General features: G+C 34.1%; 21 protein-coding genes and 1 riboswitch. Of the genes, 7 read left to right on the forward strand and 14 right to left on the reverse strand.

Annotated elements, in window-relative coordinates; genetic code table 11:
• Positions 1–114: 114 nt before the first annotated feature.
• Positions 115–1,404 carry an amidohydrolase gene (locus AAAT26_RS02195; protein ID WP_349208790.1) on the forward strand — a complete coding sequence of 430 codons (1,290 nt, stop codon included), beginning with the start codon at positions 115–117 and terminating at the stop codon, positions 1,402–1,404.
• A gap of 70 nt (positions 1,405–1,474) precedes the next feature.
• Here the strand turns inward: AAAT26_RS02195 and AAAT26_RS02200 are convergent, their stop codons facing one another.
• On the reverse strand, positions 1,475–2,224 hold the full coding sequence (locus AAAT26_RS02200) for a class I SAM-dependent methyltransferase (protein ID WP_004697068.1): 750 nt from the start codon (positions 2,222–2,224) through the stop codon (positions 1,475–1,477).
• 149 nt (positions 2,225–2,373) lie between these two features.
• On the opposite strand from AAAT26_RS02200, the gene AAAT26_RS02205 reads away from it, so the two are divergent.
• The 3 genes from AAAT26_RS02205 (at position 2,374) to AAAT26_RS02215 (ending at position 5,106) form a co-directional block, all read left to right on the forward strand.
• A complete protein-coding gene (locus AAAT26_RS02205) occupies positions 2,374–3,312 on the forward strand; it encodes a DUF1848 domain-containing protein (protein ID WP_004697023.1) in 939 nt (312 codons plus the stop codon).
• Positions 3,313–3,452: 140 nt separating this feature from the next.
• Complete coding sequence (locus tag AAAT26_RS02210) at positions 3,453–4,361, forward strand: HAD family hydrolase (protein ID WP_349208791.1); 909 nt, start codon at positions 3,453–3,455, stop codon at positions 4,359–4,361.
• A gap of 1 nt (position 4,362) precedes the next feature.
• Positions 4,363–5,106 (forward strand): DUF4241 domain-containing protein, encoded by a 744-nt coding sequence (locus AAAT26_RS02215; RefSeq protein ID WP_349208792.1) that lies wholly within the window; start codon positions 4,363–4,365, stop codon positions 5,104–5,106.
• Positions 5,107–5,213: 107 nt separating this feature from the next.
• On the opposite strand, the gene AAAT26_RS02220 is transcribed toward AAAT26_RS02215, so the two are convergent.
• Entirely contained in the window at positions 5,214–5,363 is a 150-nt protein-coding gene (locus AAAT26_RS02220) for a hypothetical protein (RefSeq protein WP_004695850.1), read from the reverse strand.
• A gap of 210 nt (positions 5,364–5,573) precedes the next feature.
• Between AAAT26_RS02220 and AAAT26_RS02225 the strand changes: the two genes are divergently transcribed.
• On the forward strand, positions 5,574–6,875 hold the full coding sequence (locus tag AAAT26_RS02225; RefSeq protein WP_004697133.1) for a WG repeat-containing protein: 1,302 nt from the start codon (positions 5,574–5,576) through the stop codon (positions 6,873–6,875).
• Between the two features lie 172 nt (positions 6,876–7,047).
• Here the strand turns inward: AAAT26_RS02225 and AAAT26_RS02230 are convergent, their stop codons facing one another.
• Complete coding sequence (locus tag AAAT26_RS02230) at positions 7,048–7,665, reverse strand: phosphatase PAP2 family protein (protein ID WP_004695848.1); 618 nt, start codon at positions 7,663–7,665, stop codon at positions 7,048–7,050.
• 190 nt (positions 7,666–7,855) lie between these two features.
• On the reverse strand, positions 7,856–9,202 hold the full coding sequence (locus tag AAAT26_RS02235; RefSeq protein WP_279009113.1) for a VanW family protein: 1,347 nt from the start codon (positions 9,200–9,202) through the stop codon (positions 7,856–7,858).
• Between the two features lie 106 nt (positions 9,203–9,308).
• Here AAAT26_RS02235 and AAAT26_RS02240 point away from each other — a divergent pair, with 106 nt between their 5' ends.
• Positions 9,309–10,319, forward strand: coding sequence for a site-specific integrase (locus AAAT26_RS02240; RefSeq protein WP_349208793.1), 1,011 nt, complete (start codon positions 9,309–9,311; stop codon positions 10,317–10,319).
• 123 nt (positions 10,320–10,442) lie between these two features.
• On the opposite strand, the gene AAAT26_RS02245 is transcribed toward AAAT26_RS02240, so the two are convergent.
• Entirely contained in the window at positions 10,443–10,754 is a 312-nt protein-coding gene (locus tag AAAT26_RS02245; protein ID WP_349208794.1) for a LysM peptidoglycan-binding domain-containing protein, read from the reverse strand.
• A gap of 254 nt (positions 10,755–11,008) precedes the next feature.
• Between AAAT26_RS02245 and lexA the strand changes: the two genes are divergently transcribed.
• Positions 11,009–11,680 (forward strand): transcriptional repressor LexA, encoded by a 672-nt coding sequence (gene lexA / locus AAAT26_RS02250; RefSeq protein ID WP_004695840.1) that lies wholly within the window; start codon positions 11,009–11,011, stop codon positions 11,678–11,680.
• 59 nt (positions 11,681–11,739) lie between these two features.
• Here the strand turns inward: lexA and AAAT26_RS02255 are convergent, their stop codons facing one another.
• The 9 genes from AAAT26_RS02255 to mnmM form a co-directional block, all read right to left on the reverse strand.
• Complete coding sequence (locus tag AAAT26_RS02255; protein ID WP_004695838.1) at positions 11,740–12,675, reverse strand: bile acid:sodium symporter family protein; 936 nt, start codon at positions 12,673–12,675, stop codon at positions 11,740–11,742.
• A gap of 11 nt (positions 12,676–12,686) precedes the next feature.
• Positions 12,687–13,529 (reverse strand): pantoate--beta-alanine ligase, encoded by an 843-nt coding sequence (panC, locus tag AAAT26_RS02260; RefSeq protein ID WP_349208795.1) that lies wholly within the window; start codon positions 13,527–13,529, stop codon positions 12,687–12,689.
• Between the two features lie 70 nt (positions 13,530–13,599).
• Positions 13,600–13,992: an aspartate 1-decarboxylase gene (gene panD / locus AAAT26_RS02265; protein ID WP_004695834.1), complete on the reverse strand. Its 393-nt coding sequence runs from the start codon at positions 13,990–13,992 to the stop codon at positions 13,600–13,602.
• 272 nt (positions 13,993–14,264) lie between these two features.
• The gene (dapA, locus tag AAAT26_RS02270; protein WP_008600945.1) at positions 14,265–15,152 is read right to left on the reverse strand and encodes a 4-hydroxy-tetrahydrodipicolinate synthase; all 888 of its coding nucleotides are present in this window, start codon (positions 15,150–15,152) and stop codon (positions 14,265–14,267) included.
• Between the two features lie 21 nt (positions 15,153–15,173).
• A complete protein-coding gene (locus AAAT26_RS02275; protein ID WP_349208796.1) occupies positions 15,174–16,205 on the reverse strand; it encodes an aspartate-semialdehyde dehydrogenase in 1,032 nt (343 codons plus the stop codon).
• A 23-nt stretch (positions 16,206–16,228) separates the two neighbouring features.
• A complete protein-coding gene (gene dapB, locus AAAT26_RS02280; RefSeq protein WP_021148150.1) occupies positions 16,229–17,026 on the reverse strand; it encodes a 4-hydroxy-tetrahydrodipicolinate reductase in 798 nt (265 codons plus the stop codon).
• A gap of 76 nt (positions 17,027–17,102) precedes the next feature.
• Positions 17,103–17,275: riboswitch (Lysine riboswitch) on the reverse strand.
• Between the two features lie 41 nt (positions 17,276–17,316).
• Positions 17,317–18,981: a DNA repair protein RecN gene (recN, locus tag AAAT26_RS02285; protein ID WP_195394801.1), complete on the reverse strand. Its 1,665-nt coding sequence runs from the start codon at positions 18,979–18,981 to the stop codon at positions 17,317–17,319.
• A 4-nt stretch (positions 18,982–18,985) separates the two neighbouring features.
• Positions 18,986–19,441: an arginine repressor gene (argR, locus tag AAAT26_RS02290; RefSeq protein WP_004695825.1), complete on the reverse strand. Its 456-nt coding sequence runs from the start codon at positions 19,439–19,441 to the stop codon at positions 18,986–18,988.
• A 320-nt stretch (positions 19,442–19,761) separates the two neighbouring features.
• A complete protein-coding gene (gene mnmM / locus AAAT26_RS02295; RefSeq protein WP_004695822.1) occupies positions 19,762–20,337 on the reverse strand; it encodes a tRNA 5-(aminomethyl)-2-thiouridylate-methyltransferase MnmM in 576 nt (191 codons plus the stop codon).
• Positions 20,338–20,346: the final 9 nt, after the last annotated feature.

A 20,346-nucleotide genomic window follows, 5' to 3' on the forward strand; every position in this document is an offset into this window, starting at 1 on the left:
TATTGAAATATAATAGTTTCTGTAATACATTTTGTATCTAAACTATTACTAGCTTTCAAATTAAACAAATATAACCGAGCTATCATGGCTCGGTTATACCTATGAGGGAAGACTATGTCTGAATTATTGATTACTCATGTAGACGTCCTCACCGATGAGGGGGTTTTAAAAAATCATGCCATTGAAATTAATAATGGTTATATTACAGCTATTTTAAACGATAGAGAAGCTGAAAAGGTAAAAGACTCTGCTAAGGAAGTACTAGACGGTAAAGGTCAATTGGCTACGCCAGGTCTTGTAAATACACATACTCATATTGCGATGGGTCTATTTAGAAACTATGCAGATGATCTTGAGCTTATGGAATGGCTTGAAACGGCTATTTGGCCAACAGAAGCAAAATTAAATGACGATTATGTACGGTACGGCACACAACTCGGTATTGCTGAAATGTTGCGCACTGGCACCACTACATTTAGCGACATGTATTTCTTTATGAATACTACTGCTGAGGTGGTAAAAGAAACAGGTATTCGCTCTGTATTGTCACGTGGCTTAGCCGGTGTATCCCCAACAGCAGATCAAGCATTAGTTGAAAATGCTGACTTATTCCGCACTTGGAACGGCTTTGATAATGACCGCATCAAAGTATTGCTTGGACCACATGCACCATATACTTGCCCTGATGATTATATGGAAAAGGTGATTGCCTTATCGCATGAATTAAATTGTGGTATTCATATGCACTTGTCCGAAACAAAAGGAGAAGTGGAGAATGTTATGAAAGCTACTGGTAAGACACCAATTGCGCATATGCATGATTTAGGTTTATTCTGGAATACTACCTTAGCCGCACACTGCGTTCATGTGACAGACGAAGATATGGCTATTATGGCTGAAAATAATGTAGCCGTAGCTCATAACCCACAATCTAATTTAAAATTAGCTAGCGGTATTGCACCAGTACCTGAAATGATTGCCAAAGGTATTACGGTTGGTCTTGGTACAGATGGCTCCGCTTCTAATAATAATGCTGATATGCTTGAAGAAGTACGTCTTGCAGCAACATTACATAAAGCACGTCTTTATGATCCAAAGGCTATTCCTGCTCAAGCAGCATGGAACATGGGCACTGTAGAAGGTGCAAAGGCGTTGGGATATACAGATCTTGGAGTACTAGCTAAAGGCTATCGTGCAGATATTGTGTTATATGACGTATCTGGTATGCACTGGATGCCTCGTTACAATGATTTAGCAGCTCTTGTATACTCTGCTAATAGCTCCGATGTAAATACTACAATTGTGGGTGGTAAAGTTCTTATGAAAGACAAAGAACTGCTTACAATTGATGAAGAAAAACTACGGGCAGAGATTGATAAAGCTCAGGTATATTTTAGTAATTAGCAGTCAATCTAAACACAAAACCCACTCATGATAATCATAGAGTGGGTTTTGTGTTATATATTATATAGATTTATTTAATTGCTTTCACCAAGAACATGGGTACAGGAATATAAAACTCGTCTTCCTCATTGTAAATACGCGGACCTACAGTTAGATCAATGGTAACAGAACTAGCACCTAATTTAGTAAGTAGTTCTTTATCCCATTGAGGTCGTGTATAAGACGAAATGTCGAGCATATGATAAATGGTATGACACCGTTCTTTTAATTCGTTGCTTACATGTTCATGGGCATGATGAACAGATTGTGGTACATTATGATGATTACGAGCATGTTCCGCATCATAGTTTAAAATCAAACCGCCTGGGCGAATGACGCGAAACCATTCGGCATAGGCTTTGTCAGGATGGGGTAAATTCCACGTTACATTTCTGGCCACAACGATATCAAAGGTATTAGTATCAAATCCTAGATTCTCTGCATCCATCACAGAAAAGGTTGCATCACAATCGAGGGACTCTGCTAGTTGATTTGCCTCATCTATCATATTAGGTGTAATATCAATGCCATGCACTGTATGACCAAGCTGAGATAGTATAATACTAAAAAAGCCGGCTCCACATCCAATATCCAATATTCGTAAAGATCTATCAGAATCAAATATATGACAAGTTAATTCTTCTCTCCATAATTTTAGTTTGGGACTTTCTAATTCTTTTGCACGTAAAGCGCCAAAATCGTGAGATCGATCTGCCCAATAGGCTGTAATAAATTCTTTATCATCCTTCATAGGATGGTTGCGTTCAAAAGTATCATTCATAATTTAGTTCTCCTCATATTCTATAGTATGTATAGTACCATAAAATAATAATGAACTATACAGCAAAAATCACATTAACTCCATAAATACTTACTATTAGATATGATATAATACTCCTATGTTTTTATTTTACTGAAAGGGCAGGGGCTATGATATTACAGACTGGACAACGTACAGATATTCCTGCTTTTTATGGGCAATGGCTAATCAATCGTATACGTGAAGGATTTGTAGATGTTCGTAACCCTTATAATCCCCTACAGGTGACACGGTATCCAATTAATCAAGAGGTGGTAGATGGTATTGCATTCTGTACAAAGAATCCTTTACCGTTTATTCCACTACTAAATGAAATTGTTGATTACAGACAATACTGGCATATGACTATAACGCCTTATGGAACCGATATTGAACCCTACGTGCCAACTTATGCGTCTGTTATAGAAGGATTTAAACATATTTCTAAACAGCTTAATTCTCAATCTATGGTGTGGCGCTATGATCCTATCATTTTAACTAATGAATATACCGTTGATTTTCATTGTGAAAGCTTTTACAAAATGGCTCAAGCCCTTAAAGGTTATACAGATACAGTTGTTGTTAGCTTTTTAGATATATTTGATAAGGTGGTTCAGAATTTTCCAGAAGGATATAGACCAAGTTTAGATATTCAAACTAAGATCATTAAAGAATTTGTTTCCATAGCTCATTCCAATCATATGAATCTTAAAACCTGTGGAGAAGGAGTTATCTTTAAAGAGCTTGGTGCTGATACAGAGGGGTGTTTAACCTTAGATTGTTATGAAAGTGCCTGGAATATAAAATTAAAAGCACCTAAACGCGCGCCAGCACGACCAGAATGTAATTGTTATTTACATGGTGATATTGGTGCCTACGATAGCTGTAGCCACTTTTGTCGTTATTGTTATGCTAATACTAATCGAGCGGTGGTTCGATATAATCGTTTACATCATGATCCAAATTCTAGTTTACTTATTGGAAGACTTTCAAAAAGAGAAATTATTAAAGAAAGTACGGAAAAGAGCTGGATTATAAACGAAACTGTAACACAGGATAGCTTATTTTAGAGAGAATTACGAGGAATTACTAAAATAAATGAATTGACTTATCGTGTAAAATAGATACCAAAGGGGTTGTCAAGCAGGTATCTCAGGAATATAAGAGAGTGTAAATGTATTTTTTGTTTAGTTTAAAAGGAGGTGCATTTATGATAACGTATAAGAAAGATAGTAAAGATAATTTACTATCACCTGACTCGTCTATGCCCGTGTTAGCAATGTGTTATGACTTTGATAAGACATTAACCCCTGACGATATGCAGGCACAAGGTTTTATTCAATCGGTAGGCTATAACGAAGAGCAAATCAAACAATTTTGGCATGAATCAAATCAATTGGCTAAAAAACATGATATGGATAATAACTTAGCCTATATGTACAAAATGATTCAAGAAGCAGTAGGCCATTTCTATGTAACAAAAGATAAGCTCATGGAATACGGCAATCAAGTAGAATTATACGAAGGGGTACGGACTTGGTTTGAACGCATTTGTCAATATGGCTTAGAACAAGGCGTTAAGATTGAACATTATATTATTTCGTCTGGCTTAAAAGAAATGATCGAAGGCACTGAAATGGCAAAAGAGGGGGCTTTCACCAAAATCTATGCCAGTGCATTTATGTTCGATGATAAAGGTGTAGCTGTTTGGCCCGCACAAGCCATTAACTATACGAATAAGACACAATTTTTGTTCCGCATTCAAAAAGGAATTCTCGATATTAATGATACTGGTGTTAATGATTACATTAAGCCTGAAAATCAACGTGTGCCGTTCCGTAACATGATTTATATTGGGGATAGCGATACAGATATTCCTTGTATGAGTCTTGTGAACGCTAATGGAGGTCATTCTATAGGTGTTTATGATCCATTTAAGAAGGATAAAGAAAAGGTATATAAGATTATGCGTCATCATCGTATCCGTTATTATGCACCTGCAGACTATTCTAATGGTTCAAAACTAGATACCTTAGTGAAGCAAATTATTCGTAAAACCGCAGCCTATGAAGTATTAGAAGGCGAATATATTCATTGTAAATACGAAGCCGAGGAGTAATATGGAACAATCTAAATTAACTAGCGAATGGATTCAAACCTTTAACAGATTAGGTTCTGAAGGTAAATTAAAACCTACCGTACCATATCACGATTTATTTAACCGAAAGGAGTTAAAAGGATTTCCGTTACACACATTACCTATGTGGACGGTAAATTTTCCAACAGGTTATATTACGTGTTGTGATCCTCTAGTAACATTGCCAAGCAAACCAGATACATATCTTAGACAGGTAACACCAGGTACGTATTTGTTAGAGACTAAGATAATTGAAATGGAACCAAATGAGTATCGTTATGTAGCTAGTCGAGTTGTTTTTAGTGGCAATGAGCCTGTATACTATGAATTAGCATTAAAAGGGACAGAGGACTTAACCGATTTAGATGATGGAGATACCTATATTGGATTTACTGTAGATTCGGGTTTAGCTACAATTGTAGATGCACAAACAATTGAAACATATAATAAGTTTTATGAACAATGGCATATAAACTATCCTGAAAAAAATATATACGATGACTATTATAGTGATTTATTCCAATTAAATGCTATGGCCTATCCACAATACCAACGTTCTAAAGGTGATTGGATTAACTTTACAATTCCTGATACAGAATTGACAGTACCGATGATTCAATCTGGATTTGGTGATGGTTTATATCCAGTATACTGGGCATTTGATAAAGATGGTCAAATCTGTCAAATTATTATGGAATACATTGATTGTAGCGAAGCATATGAATAATACACTGGGTGTATAGTTAAGGAACTAATTTTATAAATCAAAATATATAAAAATAAGGCGCTTAGATAACTAAGCGCCTATTAATATGTTTATATTCATCTGAGAAATTAGATACCAAAAACCCAGTTAACTAACACGCGAATAATACTTAAACCAACAACCATTTCAGCAAGAAATCTTAAAGAACTCTCCATGCCATTTCCTAAATGTTTTAAACCGCCAATTTTGGCTTTACTTACAATATCACACCAGCACATAAAATTCCTCCATAAGAGTATGAGTAAATCAGATAATTTATATTACTATTTTACAATCTGATTCTAAAAAATTCAATATAAATTTTATGTAATAATAATACTTTATTGGCATATAGAATAATTAAGAATATGAAAAGTATAGTTTATTTAAAGAATATAAATATGTTAATATGAAATCAACTATTGATGTGTTGTGTAATGGAGTGCTTTATGAGAAAGTTTATATTAAGCTTTGCAATAGCATTGGTTGCATGTAATATAATAGCTGCAAAAGAATATATTACATTAGAATCCCAAACTGGCAATACCATTGTTGATGAAAAAGGACAATGGATATTGGGCCCATATGATAACTTACATGTGGAGTATATAAAAGGATATAATAATAACTATGTATATGGATCATTTTATGAAAATGGTCAAAAACGATATGTAAATTTAGTTGAACTAGCCTATTTACCAGTAGGGTATGAATATGAGTTCTATTATAAATTTGCTAAAGCTTTCACTAATGGGGGCTTTAAATTATTAAACTTAGATGGTACATATGCTATTAATGATGTTATTACTGATTATGATGATTTAAGTGATACTATAATATTAGGTAAAAAAGGAGAATATTGGTATGTATATAATAGAGTAAGCGGCAATCCAATTATTGATAGTCCTATTAGAAGTATCAAAGAGAGTATTACCAAATATTGGTCTAGAAAAGATAAAAAATATCTTTATAAATTATATACTATAGATGATTATACAAAATATCTTACAGAAAATGGTGTTTTACTTAGTGTTGATGAAGCTATAGACCTTATTAACAGTAATGATTATATAGAAATACGTAATAATGATGGTGCGGGAGGTGATTCATATTCTGATGAGAATTTTTATAGTAGAGCTCCATCAGATGTTTATGATTTATTTTCAGAAGTAGATGATAAAGGTAATACTTTATATGGTATGAAGACAAAGGATAATATAATCGTTATTCCTCCTAAATATAAATCTATAAAACATTTAGGTAAAGAGTTTAAGTACTTTGTTGTGACTGATGAAAATAATAGGTATGGTATTGTAGACTCATTAGATCAAACTATAGTTGCTACGAATAACTATTCTTATGAAAGATTAAGTGATCGTAGCTTTATTTTGAAAGATTCATATGGTAATAGTATTTTTAATGCTAGTTCAGGTGTATTTTATGCTGATGTTTTTGATAGTATAGATACATCAAAGCCTAATTATGTATTAAATAAAGTTACTACAGCAACTTATGATAAAATAAAATATGTAATTGATACAAACTCAGGTTATAAATTATTTAAATTACCACATTATGATGACGATATAACATCATTTTATAAAGCTTTATTTGTTTATAAATCTAAAGGGAAATATGGCCTAATGGATTATAACGGTAATATAATTATTGAACCTAAGTTTGATAAAGTTACTATTGATGAACCTGAGTTAGCGGAATATATAAAAGAAATAGATTCATATGATAAATAATTAATTTTTTACTGATTATTTTGATTAACTAAAATAAACTAGCTTATAGACTTATAGGCTAGTTTTTGTTTTGAACACAAATTACTTCCGATAACGATATATTATCGGAAGTAATTTATATAAGAAAATTGGGCCTAAATGGCCCAATCCTTTATTTCATCAAGTTTTTTGCTTATTTACGTTTAAATGTGTATGGTTCGTATTCTACATCATTATGACGGTTAGTCCACCAGTTCCAACCAATTCTTGCTAACTTCCAGGCAATAAATCCTACGATGATCCCTAATACTAAACCTGTTAATACATCTGTTGGATAATGCGCAAATAAGTAAACTCTAGAGAACGCTACTACTATTGAACCTAACAATGCTAAAATCCCTAAATATCGCTTCTGAGGCGCTATTTGAGTTAAGCCTAGGTAAATGGTCATAGATGATGCAAATGAACCAAAACTATGACCTGATGGGAATGAATAGCTTGTAGCTTTTGGTAGTGCAGATTCTAACGGCACCGTTACATTTGGAAAATCAACAAATGGTCTTAATCTCGCTACATTTGGTTTTAAACCTTGGTCGCCAATTATAAATACAAATCCTAAAGCAATAATAATTGCCACGCCTAAAACGCGATATTTTTTTTGTAGCATTAATAATAAGGCTATTATAATCCATAATGCGCCATTACTTGTGATTTTTGAAATAAATGCCATAATTGGTGTTAAAAAACTATATACAAAATGTTCATGTACATAGAAGATTAAAGAGTGATCAAATTGTAAAATTGTGTCCATAAATTCCTCTTCTATTCTACTCTCATCTAAATGATAATTATTGAGAATATCTTATGCTTTTTATTTTAATAATTAATCTATACTAATTTATTTACGTCTATAATGATTTCTCATTTACAGCCCAAATTATAGCCTAAACTATTTATATCTAATGGTCAATAGTTTAGGCTATATTTCATAAAAACTATAATTATGTTTTCTTTTTGTCACCTTTTTTTACTGCTGCTTCAGATGTAGTAGGCATTGTAATAATTGTATCTACTGGGTCATATACAGACTCAAAGGAATCGGTTTGAGTAACCCAGTTGCCATATGTAATGGTTCTATATGTATTCATTTTCAAGCCTACATGTCCTTCTTGTACCTCTTTTTCTTTTAAAGATGGATCTACCTTAGTTATTGTTTTATTAGGAATCTCACTGTAATCGCCTACAGAGATAGATACATTTTTTGGTTTATTTTGAGCTGTACCAATAATATAAATAGTTAAGGTTCCATTATTCATAACGCTTAAGATATAAATAGAATGCTGATATGGATTTCTAAACTTAAAATCTAAATAGCCCCAAGCTACAGTAGCATCTCTGCCAGCTTGAATATATCCAACTGGTTCAAAGTGAGGAGTTCGTTCAACAATATTCATTCCGGATAATAAAGCTGTATTAAAAATAGTAGAACTTACTTGGCAAATACCGCCACCAATGCCAGGAACTAATTTGCCATCAATCATAACAGGTGCATCATCATAGCCAGCTTCTGCAGTACGTTCGCCTACAACATCGTTAAAGGAGAATTGTGCGCCTGGCTTAATGAGTGTACCATTTATCTTATCAGAAGCTAATTGGATATTATGTGTTCTGCTTTCATTACCTGGATTATACTCCGTTGTGAAAGATGCTAATACAGTATTTAAAGGTTTTAGATCAGTATCGGTAACTTTTACTGTATTCTGCGTAGTAAATACCATAGAAAGTGAATTTATACTATCGCCAGATTGTAAATCATCTTTCAGCTTTTTGAGGGTGGCATCGATATCAATACGTTTACCTTCTTTTGCGGGATGTATTACTACTTGTCCATTTTCAACAGTAAGATATGCATCATGACCAGGTGTATCTATTGTTTTTGCTAACTCAGTGAGATATGTTTTCCCCTTTACTTCGTCTAACTTATATTGTGGTTTAAAATGATAACCATAAAATAAGCCATTAAATCTATGTGACAGTACTGTCCACATATCATCCTCATAGCCGTATGTAGAAATAGCTTTTACCATACCCTCTGTATCGAATTGAATGCCTAAATCATGATATGTAGCTTGTTGTTTTTTATTATTTCCCATATCGATAGATATAGTCTGAGGTATCTTATCGTTCAACTCTTGCAAACGCGCTTGTAATTTGTTCTTTGGTGTATTTGATAGATCTGTATCATTATAATATACACCATAAGAAATGTTTTCTGTTGGAATGTATGAGCAGCCAGTTGTACCTAAAAGAACAAGGACTGTTCCTACTAATATATATTTCTTCGTCATGTATTGGTAAATTCTCCCGAATAAGTTATTATATTCTCTAATTATAGCATATATAGATCTAATCTATGGTACAATTATATTGATATTTTAGGGGTAAGGGTGAATTATGTCAAAGTCTAAGAAACAACAAAAACATTTCTATTTGCGCAATAACGATGCGCTTATGAATAGTACAAAGTTGTCTATGAAAGCAAAACAAAGCATATTGTTATCTAAGGCCGAGAATACTCTTGATGCTTACGAATCGGATTGGGACGATTTTGTAGATTGGTGTACCTATCAAAAGGTATCTTATTTTCCAGCTACACCAGAAACCATAGTAAATTATATTAACGATCTAGCAGATTATGCAAAGGCAAATACAATTTCACGTCGTATAAGTGCTATATCTGAAAATTTTAATGCTTCTGGTCAAAGAAATAATCCATGTATGGCACCTATTGTAAAACAGGCCTTACGTGGCATTAGACGGTTAAAAGGAACGTTTCAACAAGGGAAAACACCAGTTTTATTAGAAGATATTGAAGATATTATAGACTGTATGGCTAAGCTAGATGTTCCGGAACTTCAATTATTGCGTGATAAAGCTATTCTTTTGATTGGCTTTATGGGTGCCTTCCGTCGCAGTGAGATTGCGGCTATTACAGTAGAAAATCTTCTATTTTCACCACAAGGTGTTGAAATCTTTGTAGCATCCTCTAAGGCCGACCAAGAGGGTCAAGGTGCAGTAGTAGCAATTCCTCATTTATCTGGTTCTCCGTTAGATGCAGTACGAGCCTTACAACAATGGTTACGTGCTTCTGGTATTACTGAGGGACCTGTATTTAGAGGGTTTACAAAAAATATGTCTTTACGTAAAACAGCTATATCCGATAAGATGATTTCAGAAATCGTAAAAAAATATATTTCTCTTATTGGTCTAGATCCGACCATGTATGGCGCCCATAGTTTACGTCATGGCTTTGCAACGACTGCAGCAGCTTATGGCGTTGAAGAACGTAATATTATGAGACAAACACGTCATCATAGTGTAAATATGGTTCGTCGTTATATTAATGAAGCGAATAAGTTTGTAGATAATCCTATCTCTACAATTTTTGAAAAGCGATTTAGATAACAATTATAAATCAGTTGATTTAGACAATAACTATAAATCGTTTAATAACATACATTAGATAACAAAAAGCAGCTATCTCTGTTAGAGTAGCTGCTTTTTTGCGTGGGATTAACCCATATATATTTAGTTTTGAGCCATATAGTCCACAGCTCTAACTGGACTATCAGATTTATTTGCTGGTACTTTCAAAACGGTACCAGGTACAAGCGCACCAGAATCACTAATATTGTTAAGTTCCTTCATAGCATATACCATTTCACGAACATCCATATCTTTATGAGCTGTGCGTGCTGCAATATCCCACATTGTATCGCCTGCTTGAACCTTTACTTCACGTACATTATTATGTGTATTTACCTCTGTTACAGAATTTGACATATTATAACCAAATAATACTGTTAAACACATGCCTAACATCATCAATATATTTTTCATCTCATACCTCACATTTACATCGAACATAATATCTGAGAACATTTGTTTGTTTACATGTTTATAATAGCACACGAACGAATGTTCGGTCAAGCATTTAAGAACAAATGTTTGCAAAAACTTTTAAAATTGCCTATAATAGGTATATAAGTTAAGTAAATATCTTATATTTTTATTATATAGTACATTATGTGGTAATTTTTACTCATAGATATATTGATACTATTTTGACCTTAGATTGGCTTTGGAGGTTTATCATGAGACGCCCTGCTACAGATATTAATACAAAACAGCGCCGTATATTAGACTTTATAAAAGATTCATTACATAATGAATATCGTTGTCCTACAGTTCGTGAAATCTGTACACATGTAGGCCTAAGTTCTACTTCTACTGTTCAATCTCACTTAAATGCTCTAGAAAAATTTGGCTATATTAAACGTGATCCCAATAAAAATCGTGCTATTACTGTATTAGAAGATACTAAACCTTCTATTTCAGTAGCCGATAATGAAACGTCTAGCTCTGATAACTTTGAGTTTTTAGGTGCTGGACTTAAACAAGTACCTCTTATCGGCACTGTACAAGCAGGTATGCCTATTACTGCAGTAGAAAACCTAGAGTCCACACTTACATTGCCAGTTCAATTGACTGGTGATTCTGACTGTTTCTTATTACGTGTTCAAGGCGAATCTATGATGAATATCGGTATGTATGAAGGTGATATGCTCATCGTGAGGCATCAAAATACTGCTAATAACGGTGATGTTGTTGTTGCTCGCATTGATGATGAAGCTACAGTAAAACGTTTTTATAAAGAAAATGGTCACATTCGTTTGCAACCTGAAAATGATGACTTTGATCCAATTATTGTAGATGATTGTCATATTGAGGGCCTTGTAATCGGTCTTGTACGAGATAGAATATAAGCAACAAAAAAACGGCAACATATTGTTGCCGTTTTTTGTTGCATGTATAAAATTTATTTTTAATGTAAACTATTTTCTCTCCGTAGAGTAGCAAAAATAGCACCTGATATATTATGCCATACACTAAAAATAGCCCCTACTAGCGTTGCTAATGGGTTTAATGCAAAATTTGTTGCTGCCAATGTTACGGCTAAACCACTATTTTGCATTCCCACCTCTATTGCTAGCGCTGTAGTTTTATCATATCTTAATTTAAGCAGTGCTCCTACACCTAATCCTAGTAGTAGACCTAGTATATTATGTATACCAACAACAATAAGTGTTTCAAGCCCAGAAATCAATAGTTTATCTTTGTTGATAGCAATAATGGCTGCTATTAACAGTATAATAGCAATCATTGAGAAGATCGGACTAATGCTGGTTAAAGTATTGATATGTGATTTACATACATATTGGATTACTGCGCCCAATAAGATTGGCACAATAATAACTTTTACCATAGTAATCATCATAGGTAGAACTTGAACATCTACCCATGCACCACCGATATATAAGATTAATAATGGTGTAACTATGGGAGCTATTAATGTTGAAGTAATTGTCATTCCTACAGATAAAGGGACATCACCATTGGCAATATAGGTTATAACATTACTGGCTGTCCCACCGGGACAACAACCTACTAATATTACACCAATAACAATATCTGGTGATAATGTGAATATATGGCAAATTCCCCAAGCTAATAGAGGCATTATCGTATATTGTGCAAGTACACCAATACAAATATCTTTTGGATGCCTAAAGATACTACATAAGCTTTCAAACTTAATAGTAAGCCCCATTCCAAACATGGCTATACCAAGTAAAAAAGGTGTATAAGCGATTGCCCAAGTAAAGTATTCTGGTACTATATAGGCAATGCATGAAAAGCCTAGGATTATAAAAATCAAGTATTTGGAAAGAACGTTGTTGACTGTAAGTAAATAATTCATAACTTCTCTCCTTAATTTGGATCGTATGAGAAGTTATCAATAAGTCGTGTAGAACCAATATATATGGCTATAGCCACTAATACTGGGGCAGTAACCTCTTGTACAGGTTGCATAGTCTTAGCATCAACAACTGAAATATAATCTATTTTAGCAAGCGGTTCGGTTTGTATAGTGTCTGTCATAGTATCAATGATACATTTAGCAGAGCAACCATATTGTATAGTTTGTGTTCCCAATTGAATAGCTTTATACAATATGGTAGCGGCTTTCCGTTCTTCACTAGACAAATATGTATTACGCGAAGATTTTGCTAAACCATCTTTTTCACGAACAATGGGAACACCAATAATATTGACAGGAAAATTTAAATCAAAGACCATTTTACGTATAATGGCTAATTGCTGTGCATCTTTTTCACCAAAATACGCATTTGTTGGTTGAGTAATATTAAAGAATTTTGCCACCACAGTGCAAACGCCTTTAAAGTGAATTGGTCTGCGAATACCACACAATGTATCAGATAAATCCGCAATGTTTACAAATGCCTTTTTATCTTGGTACATTTCCTCCGGATTTGGAGCAAAAATAAGATCGACACCATGTGATTCACATAACTTTTTATCGCTATTAATATCACGAGGGTAAGTACTCAAGTCTTCATTTTCTCCAAATTGAATAGGATTTACAAATATAGAGACAATGACCTTATCGTTATTTTTTCTAGCTTGATCTATTAATTCAGCATGTCCTTCATGTAAGAATCCCATGGTTGGTACAAAACCAATTGTGTAACCTTCTTTTCTCCAGCTATTTACTGTATTCCGTACATTTTCGATAGTTGTTATAAATTCCATTATATTCCTCCGTTATATTGTAAATACGAAGATAGTCCTATACAGTCTACTGTAATTCGATCAATGACAATTATTTTTGATCAACTAATAAACCATGTTTCTCATAGTTTTTTATATGACTTATCTTGTTATTATTATCTACAAATACAACGAGAGGATTATGGCTCTCAACTTCGCTTTCATCAAGCTGTGCATAACACATGATAATTATCTTATCATGTACTTGCACATGTCGTGCAGCAGCACCATTTAAACATATAACACCACTACCTGCTTCTCCGGCAATAGTATATGTACTAAAACGTGCTCCATTATTAATATTTACAATTTGAACTTGTTCATATTCTCGTATTCCGGATGCATTCAATAAATCTGTATCAATTGTAATGCTCCCTACATAATCAAGCTCTGCTTGTGTCACAGTAGCTCTGTGAATTTTACCTTTTAACATTGTTAGTATCATGCTAAACTCCTTGTGTTTTAAATGTACCCGCCATATTGGTCGGTTCGAACTTTCACAATTTGTCTGTTTATCATGAATTAACAGTAGACTAGAGTATAGTTAAAAATACTATCTCCAGAGAAATTATACCATAATTATAAATTTTTACATTAAAATACAATTAATATAATACAAATAATGTCACTCTAATCAAAAATAACAGTAAGATTGTAGTATAAAATAAAAACCAGTAGCTACAATGTAGTTACTGGTTTTTATTTTATACTGATATTTTATTTTAGATATTCTGCTAATGCTTTATCAATATATGCTGCTTCATCAGCCGTTGGTTCACACATTGGTAAATTAAATTTTCCCACAGGTAAGCCAATTTTACGGGCTGCATATTTAACAGGAATCGGATTTGTGGTGATGAACATCGCTTTTATAATTTCTGATAAAGCTTGATAAATACGAATCGCTTCGTAGTTATGGCCAGATTCATAAGCTTGAATCATAGCATTCATATCTTTGCCTGCTACATGAGATACTACAGATACGACTCCACATCCTCCAATAGATAACATCGGTAATGTAAGACCATCGTCCCCACTATATACCATGAAATCATCTCCAGGCATTAAACGCTTAATTTCAGAAGCAATCATTAAATTACCACTTGCCTCTTTGATAGCACAAATATGTGGATATTCGTTATGTAGTTGAACTAAGGTAGTTGGGAAAATACCTGTCCCCACACGACTTGGTACATTATACACCATGATTGGTAATGTAGTAGCTTCTGCAATAGTTTTAAAATGCAAATATTGACCTTGTTGGTTCGGTTTATTGTAATAAGGTACTACAACTAGCAAACCATCGATACCATCGATGTTAGAAACTTCCTTTACAAATTCTGCAGAAGCCATTGTATCGTTACTACCTACATTGGCAATAATCGAACCTTTATGTCCACATTCTTTTGCAATTGCATTAAATAAAGCTAATTTTTCGTCTCTAGACATAGTTGGGTTTTCACCCGTTGTACCACAAACTACAAGACCATCAGAGCCATTATCTAACAGATGATTGGCGATAGCAACACAATTTTCAATATTTACGGATCCATCATTATTAAAGGATGTCACCATAGCTGTTAACACTCGACCAAAGGTTTTCATATATGTCCTCCCCTTGATAGATTAAAATGCTTGTTTTTCCACCAAGTACTCAGCAATTTGCAACGCGTTAAGAGCTGCACCTTTACGAATTTGGTCCCCTACAATCCAGAAGTTCATACCGTTGTCATTGTATAAGTCTTTACGAATACGACCTATTTCACAGTCGTTTTGATTAGATGTATACAATGGCATAGGGTAAATTTGTTCAGCAGGATTATCTTTAACTTGTAAACCAGGGAATTTTTCACATGCCGCCTTGAAAGCCTCTACAGATACAGGTTCTGCTGTTTCTACCAAGACAGATTCAGAATGAGAGCGATATACAGGAACACGAACTGTAGTTGGAACTACTTGAATAGTTTCGTCATGAAGAATTTTTTGCGTTTCGTAAACCATCTTCATTTCTTCTTTAGTATAATCATTTTCTAAGAACACATCAATTTGTGGCAATAAGTTGAATGCTACAGGATAGTGTTTAGGAGCAGAGCCAGTTGGCAACAGATTTGCTGTCATTTCTTCGCCTACAGTATATTGTTTTACTTGATTTTCAAGTTCTTCAATACCTTCTTTACCTGCCCCAGATACAGCTTGGTATGTACTTACAACTACACGTTTAATTGGAGAGAGATCATGAAGAGGTTTTAATCCTAAACTCATGATAATTGTAGAGCAGTTAGGATTTGCAATGATACCTTTATGTTTCAAAATATCTTCTGGGTTAACTTCTGGTACTACGAGTGGAACTTCAGGATCCATACGGAATGCACTAGAGTTATCGATTACAATAGCACCGCGTTTAGCGGCTTCAGGCGCTAATGTTTTAGATATAGAGCCACCTGCAAATAGCGCAATATCAATATTATCAAAAGATTCAGGTTTTGCTTCTTCTACAATATATGTTTTACCATTCACAGTAAGTTCTGTACTTGCAGAACGAGCGGAAGCTAATAGTTTTAAGTTTTCATAAGGAAAGTTACGTTCTTCAATAAGTGTAATAAATTCAGCACCTACTGCACCAGTAGCACCTAGAATAGCAACATTAGGTTTTTTCATTGATACATCTCCTTGCACAAAAATTATAAATAATGTTCTAAACCGTATGTTAAGCCAGTTTTAGAACTAATTTTTTTACATGCTAATACTACGCCTGGCATAAAAGATAAACGGCTTAAGCTATCATGACGTATGGTTAATGTTTCATCATAACCACCAAATAATACTTCTTGATGAGCCACATAACCTGGAAGGCGTACACTATGAATTGTTACATCGTCAACCTTAGCACCACGAGCACCTGGTAAGCTTTCACGAGTTAAATCCTCATCAGCAGTTACCTTAGCAGCTTGTTTAGCATCGTTAATCAATTTAGCTGTTAAAATAGCTGTGCCAGAAGGCGCATCGTATTTGTGATTATGATGTAATTCTATAATTTCTACATTAGGGAAATATGGAGCGAGCTCTGCAGACACTTTCATCATCATTACCGCCCCAAGAGAAAAGTTTGGCGCCACTAAGCAATTCGCTTGATTGGAACGACCTATTGTATCAAGTTCATCACGTTGTTCTGCGGTCAATCCTGTAGTACCGATGACTACATGAATACCAGCGGATAACATTTTCTTCGCGTTTTCATAAATAACTGCAGGATTAGTGAAATCTACAATCACAGCAGGTTTATTTGTATCTAATACCTCATCGATGGAGGCATTTATCTTGATACCTAATTGTTCGATTCCTGCTACAGAGCCTACATCTTCCCCTGCCTTAGTCGGATCAATACCACCAACTAATGTTAAATCAGGATCGTTATGTACTGCTTTGACCACTTCACGACCCATTTTGCCGCCAGCGCCATTTACCATTACTCGAATCATATATACCTCCAAAAAAGCCAGTGGATGCATCCACTGGCCTTATAGATTATATAACTATATATACTCTTACAAAAAGCTCAATGATAGCACTCCACCAATACAAGATTGATGACAGTTGTCTATCTATTAAATAGACAACCAGAACGATGAGTCGCAATCATCGAACTTCGGCAAGCATCCCTTTTATCATGGATCAATGCATGCCTACTCCTCATGATTACTCTTAATACTCGCACCTCTATCAACATATTCATTTAATACTATTAGTATAAGTAATTATGCGATTTTAGTCAATTAAAATGGTCAATAAGTTCTTTCGCCGCCGCAAGTGCTGTAGCAGACATTTCCTTACCAGACATCATAGACGCGATTTGAGTTACTCGTTCTTCCTCATTTAAGACTACTAATGTAGAGATTGTACGATCATCTTGCTCGATTTTAGATAGATGATAGTGTTGTTTCGCAATACTTGCAGTTTGAGGCAAATGGGTAATACAAAATACTTGATTTGTTCTAGATAAATTAAGTATTTTTTCTGCCACCTTAAGTGCTATATCACCGCTGATACCAACGTCAATTTCATCAAATACCATCGTTTTAAAAGCGTCACTGCGGAATACTGATTTAAAGGCTAATGCAATGCGAGCTAACTCACCGCCAGATGCTACTTTATGTAGAGGTAATAACTGTTCCCCTTTATTCGCAGAGAATAACATTTCAATAGACTTTGCACCTAATGAGGATAACTCAGTCCCCTCTTCAATATGAAATTGAATATCCCCTTTGGGCATCCCTAGATCCACTAATTCTTGATGTAAGGCCGTAGCAATCTCTTTTGCATTTTTTTGACGTACCTCGTGTAAAACTGTTAACGCTTCTTCTGCTACCTTTTTTGCTTCTTCAAGACGTGTTTCTAATTCATCTTGAGCAAATACAAGGCCTTCTAGTTCTTCTAAACGAGATTGCGCCTTTTCTTCGTATGCTAGAATATCTTCTACGGTTTCACCATATTTTTTCTTTAAGCTATAAATTGTGGTATCTCGGTCTTGGCAATACTTATAACGCTCTTCATCGTAGCTGATAGTATCCCTATAACGATCTAAAGATTGTGCAGCTTCTTCTAGTTGGAAATAAGCAGAGTCCACCATTTCTGAGACTTCTTTTAACTCGCTGTCATATTTTACTAGATCATTAACCTCTACCTTAATCGAATTAATCGTATCAAGTAATGGTTGTCGGCCATTATAAAAGGCATCATAACAAGAACCTAATACCTTATCAATATGTTCAAAACTATCTAGACGCTTAAGTTCTTCCGCAATAGAAATATCCTCACCAATGCTTAACCCAGCATCTTCGATTTCGTCGATTTGATATCTTAACATATCGAGCTCTCGAGCACGCTCAGACATATTTTCTTGTAAATGATCTACATCTTGTTTTGCTTGCTTATAAATTTTATACGCATCAGTATAAGCTTTATAGGCTTCCTTTCCTTCTTTATTAAAAGTATCTAAATATTCATGGTGTGTATCAGCGTTTAGTAAACGTTGGTTGCTATATTGTCCGTGAATATCTGCTAAGTATTGACCAATCTCCTTTAAAGCTTTTAAAGGTATTGGTTGATCATTAGCCAATATACTAGATTTGCCATTACGGTTAAAAGATCTTGATAGAATTAACTGGCCTTCTTCTATCATGATATTTTTAGACTCTAATAGGTCTTGAATACTTTGGTGATTAGCAATATCAAATATTCCATCAATAACAAAACTATCTTTACCGTGACGAATAAACTCGCTACTTGCGCGTTCTCCTAATAGGATACTAAAGGCATCCATAAGAATGGATTTCCCTGCCCCAGTTTCGCCGGTAAAGATAGTAATGCCATCATTAAATGAAATATTCATTTGCTCAATCAACGCAAAGTTGCGAATGCTCATTTGCGTTAACATATTATTAGTCCTTCATTAAATCTTGAATTTTCGCTAAAATTGCTGGAACTTCAGCTTCGGATTTTGCAATTAACAAAATAGTATCGTCCCCTGCTAATGTACCAATAATTTCAGTCCATTTTGCATGGTCGATAGAAAATGCTACAGATTGAGCAGAACCAGGGATTGTATGTAATACAACTTGGTTTAAACTGTGATCAACCTTAATCAAAGAATCTTGGAATAGTCGGTTAATACGACTACGAGATAAAACTACATTTTCCTCTGGAGATAATGCATAACGATAATGTCCATCGCCTGTAGGAATTTTGATTAACATTAATTCCTTAATATCACGAGAAACTGTAGCTTGTGTAACTTCAATACCTTCTTCTAGTAAAGCCGCAGCTAATTCCTCTTGTGTTTCAATCGCCTTGGACTGCACGATCTCTTTAATTTTGTTATAGCGATAGCGTTTCATTTTGAACTCCCTTTTTTAAACCTTGCACATAAAAGAGAATAGTATCTTTCTGATAATATTATACCATATATTCATAATTAATATATGGTATAAATCGCATATATTATACGTCTTATGCATATTATATTAATATTTAAAATATTGTTAATATTCTATATATTGATAACGTGCAAATTCATAGCTCATAAGGTTCATCTATTTATAGGGAATTAATAATTTAAAAATAGAAAAATATACATGTATAATTAAAATCCCCTATAAAGGGGGTTTTACTAACTGAGTATGAGTTTTATTCATAATGAATAAAGATATATTTCGTTTTATCGTTTTTGCAATATAAATAACTCAGGTGGATTATGTATTTGGTTCATCGGATGCCAATGGCATACATTATATATTTTCTGATCTAAATCTGATAAATACGATTTAAGAGACTGCATTTCTTCAAATCCCTCTGTTGTTCCAGGGTAAGCAACTATTGTAATAACTCCAGACTTGGAAAGTTTGTGTAAACCTTCATTTATGGCATCAATGGTTTGGTGAGGTTTTGTTACAACTTGGTGATCTCCTCCAGGTAAATATCCAAGGTTAAAAATCATTAAATCAATAACTTCATCTTTTAATTGATGAGCTACTGCCAAATCATGAGAGTCATGAATAAACGTTAAACTTACTTCTGGTGCAATATCATTTGATTGTAAAAGCTCTTTGCTAGTTTTAATAGCTTTCATTTGAATATCAATTCCATATAGATGGCATGCTTTTTGTGCCCGTTTAGAAAGGTATAAAAGATCATGGCCATTACCACAAGTAGCATCTACTACCACTTTGGCATTTTCCATACATCGATCCCAGATTAAATGTTGGAATTGAACAGCATTGTTAATGTTAATCACAAAACCACC

It is taken from the genome of Veillonella parvula, from assembly GCF_040094895.1.
Classification (GTDB): Bacteria; Bacillota; Negativicutes; order Veillonellales; family Veillonellaceae; genus Veillonella; species Veillonella parvula_L.

Bases quoted from the DNA above. Each gene is read 5' to 3' on its own strand.
- AAAT26_RS02195 (WP_349208790.1), top strand. From the start codon at position 115: ATGTCTGAATTATTGATTACTCATGTAGACGTCCTCACCGATGAGGGG.
- AAAT26_RS02200 (WP_004697068.1), bottom strand. From the start codon at position 2,224: ATGAATGATACTTTTGAACGCAACCATCCTATGAAGGATGATAAAGAA.
- AAAT26_RS02205 (WP_004697023.1), top strand. From the start codon at position 2,374: ATGATATTACAGACTGGACAACGTACAGATATTCCTGCTTTTTATGGG.
- AAAT26_RS02210 (WP_349208791.1), top strand. From the start codon at position 3,453: ATGATAACGTATAAGAAAGATAGTAAAGATAATTTACTATCACCTGAC.
- AAAT26_RS02215 (WP_349208792.1), top strand. From the start codon at position 4,363: ATGGAACAATCTAAATTAACTAGCGAATGGATTCAAACCTTTAACAGA.
- AAAT26_RS02220 (WP_004695850.1), bottom strand. From the start codon at position 5,363: ATGTGCTGGTGTGATATTGTAAGTAAAGCCAAAATTGGCGGTTTAAAA.
- AAAT26_RS02225 (WP_004697133.1), top strand. From the start codon at position 5,574: ATGAGAAAGTTTATATTAAGCTTTGCAATAGCATTGGTTGCATGTAAT.
- AAAT26_RS02230 (WP_004695848.1), bottom strand. From the start codon at position 7,665: ATGGACACAATTTTACAATTTGATCACTCTTTAATCTTCTATGTACAT.
- AAAT26_RS02235 (WP_279009113.1), bottom strand. From the start codon at position 9,202: ATGACGAAGAAATATATATTAGTAGGAACAGTCCTTGTTCTTTTAGGT.
- AAAT26_RS02240 (WP_349208793.1), top strand. From the start codon at position 9,309: ATGTCAAAGTCTAAGAAACAACAAAAACATTTCTATTTGCGCAATAAC.
- AAAT26_RS02245 (WP_349208794.1), bottom strand. From the start codon at position 10,754: ATGAAAAATATATTGATGATGTTAGGCATGTGTTTAACAGTATTATTT.
- lexA (WP_004695840.1), top strand. From the start codon at position 11,009: ATGAGACGCCCTGCTACAGATATTAATACAAAACAGCGCCGTATATTA.
- AAAT26_RS02255 (WP_004695838.1), bottom strand. From the start codon at position 12,675: ATGAATTATTTACTTACAGTCAACAACGTTCTTTCCAAATACTTGATT.
- panC (WP_349208795.1), bottom strand. From the start codon at position 13,529: ATGGAATTTATAACAACTATCGAAAATGTACGGAATACAGTAAATAGC.
- panD (WP_004695834.1), bottom strand. From the start codon at position 13,992: ATGATACTAACAATGTTAAAAGGTAAAATTCACAGAGCTACTGTGACA.
- dapA (WP_008600945.1), bottom strand. From the start codon at position 15,152: ATGAAAACCTTTGGTCGAGTGTTAACAGCTATGGTGACATCCTTTAAT.
- AAAT26_RS02275 (WP_349208796.1), bottom strand. From the start codon at position 16,205: ATGAAAAAACCTAATGTTGCTATTCTAGGTGCTACTGGTGCAGTAGGT.
- dapB (WP_021148150.1), bottom strand. From the start codon at position 17,026: ATGATTCGAGTAATGGTAAATGGCGCTGGCGGCAAAATGGGTCGTGAA.
- recN (WP_195394801.1), bottom strand. From the start codon at position 18,981: ATGTTAACGCAAATGAGCATTCGCAACTTTGCGTTGATTGAGCAAATG.
- argR (WP_004695825.1), bottom strand. From the start codon at position 19,441: ATGAAACGCTATCGCTATAACAAAATTAAAGAGATCGTGCAGTCCAAG.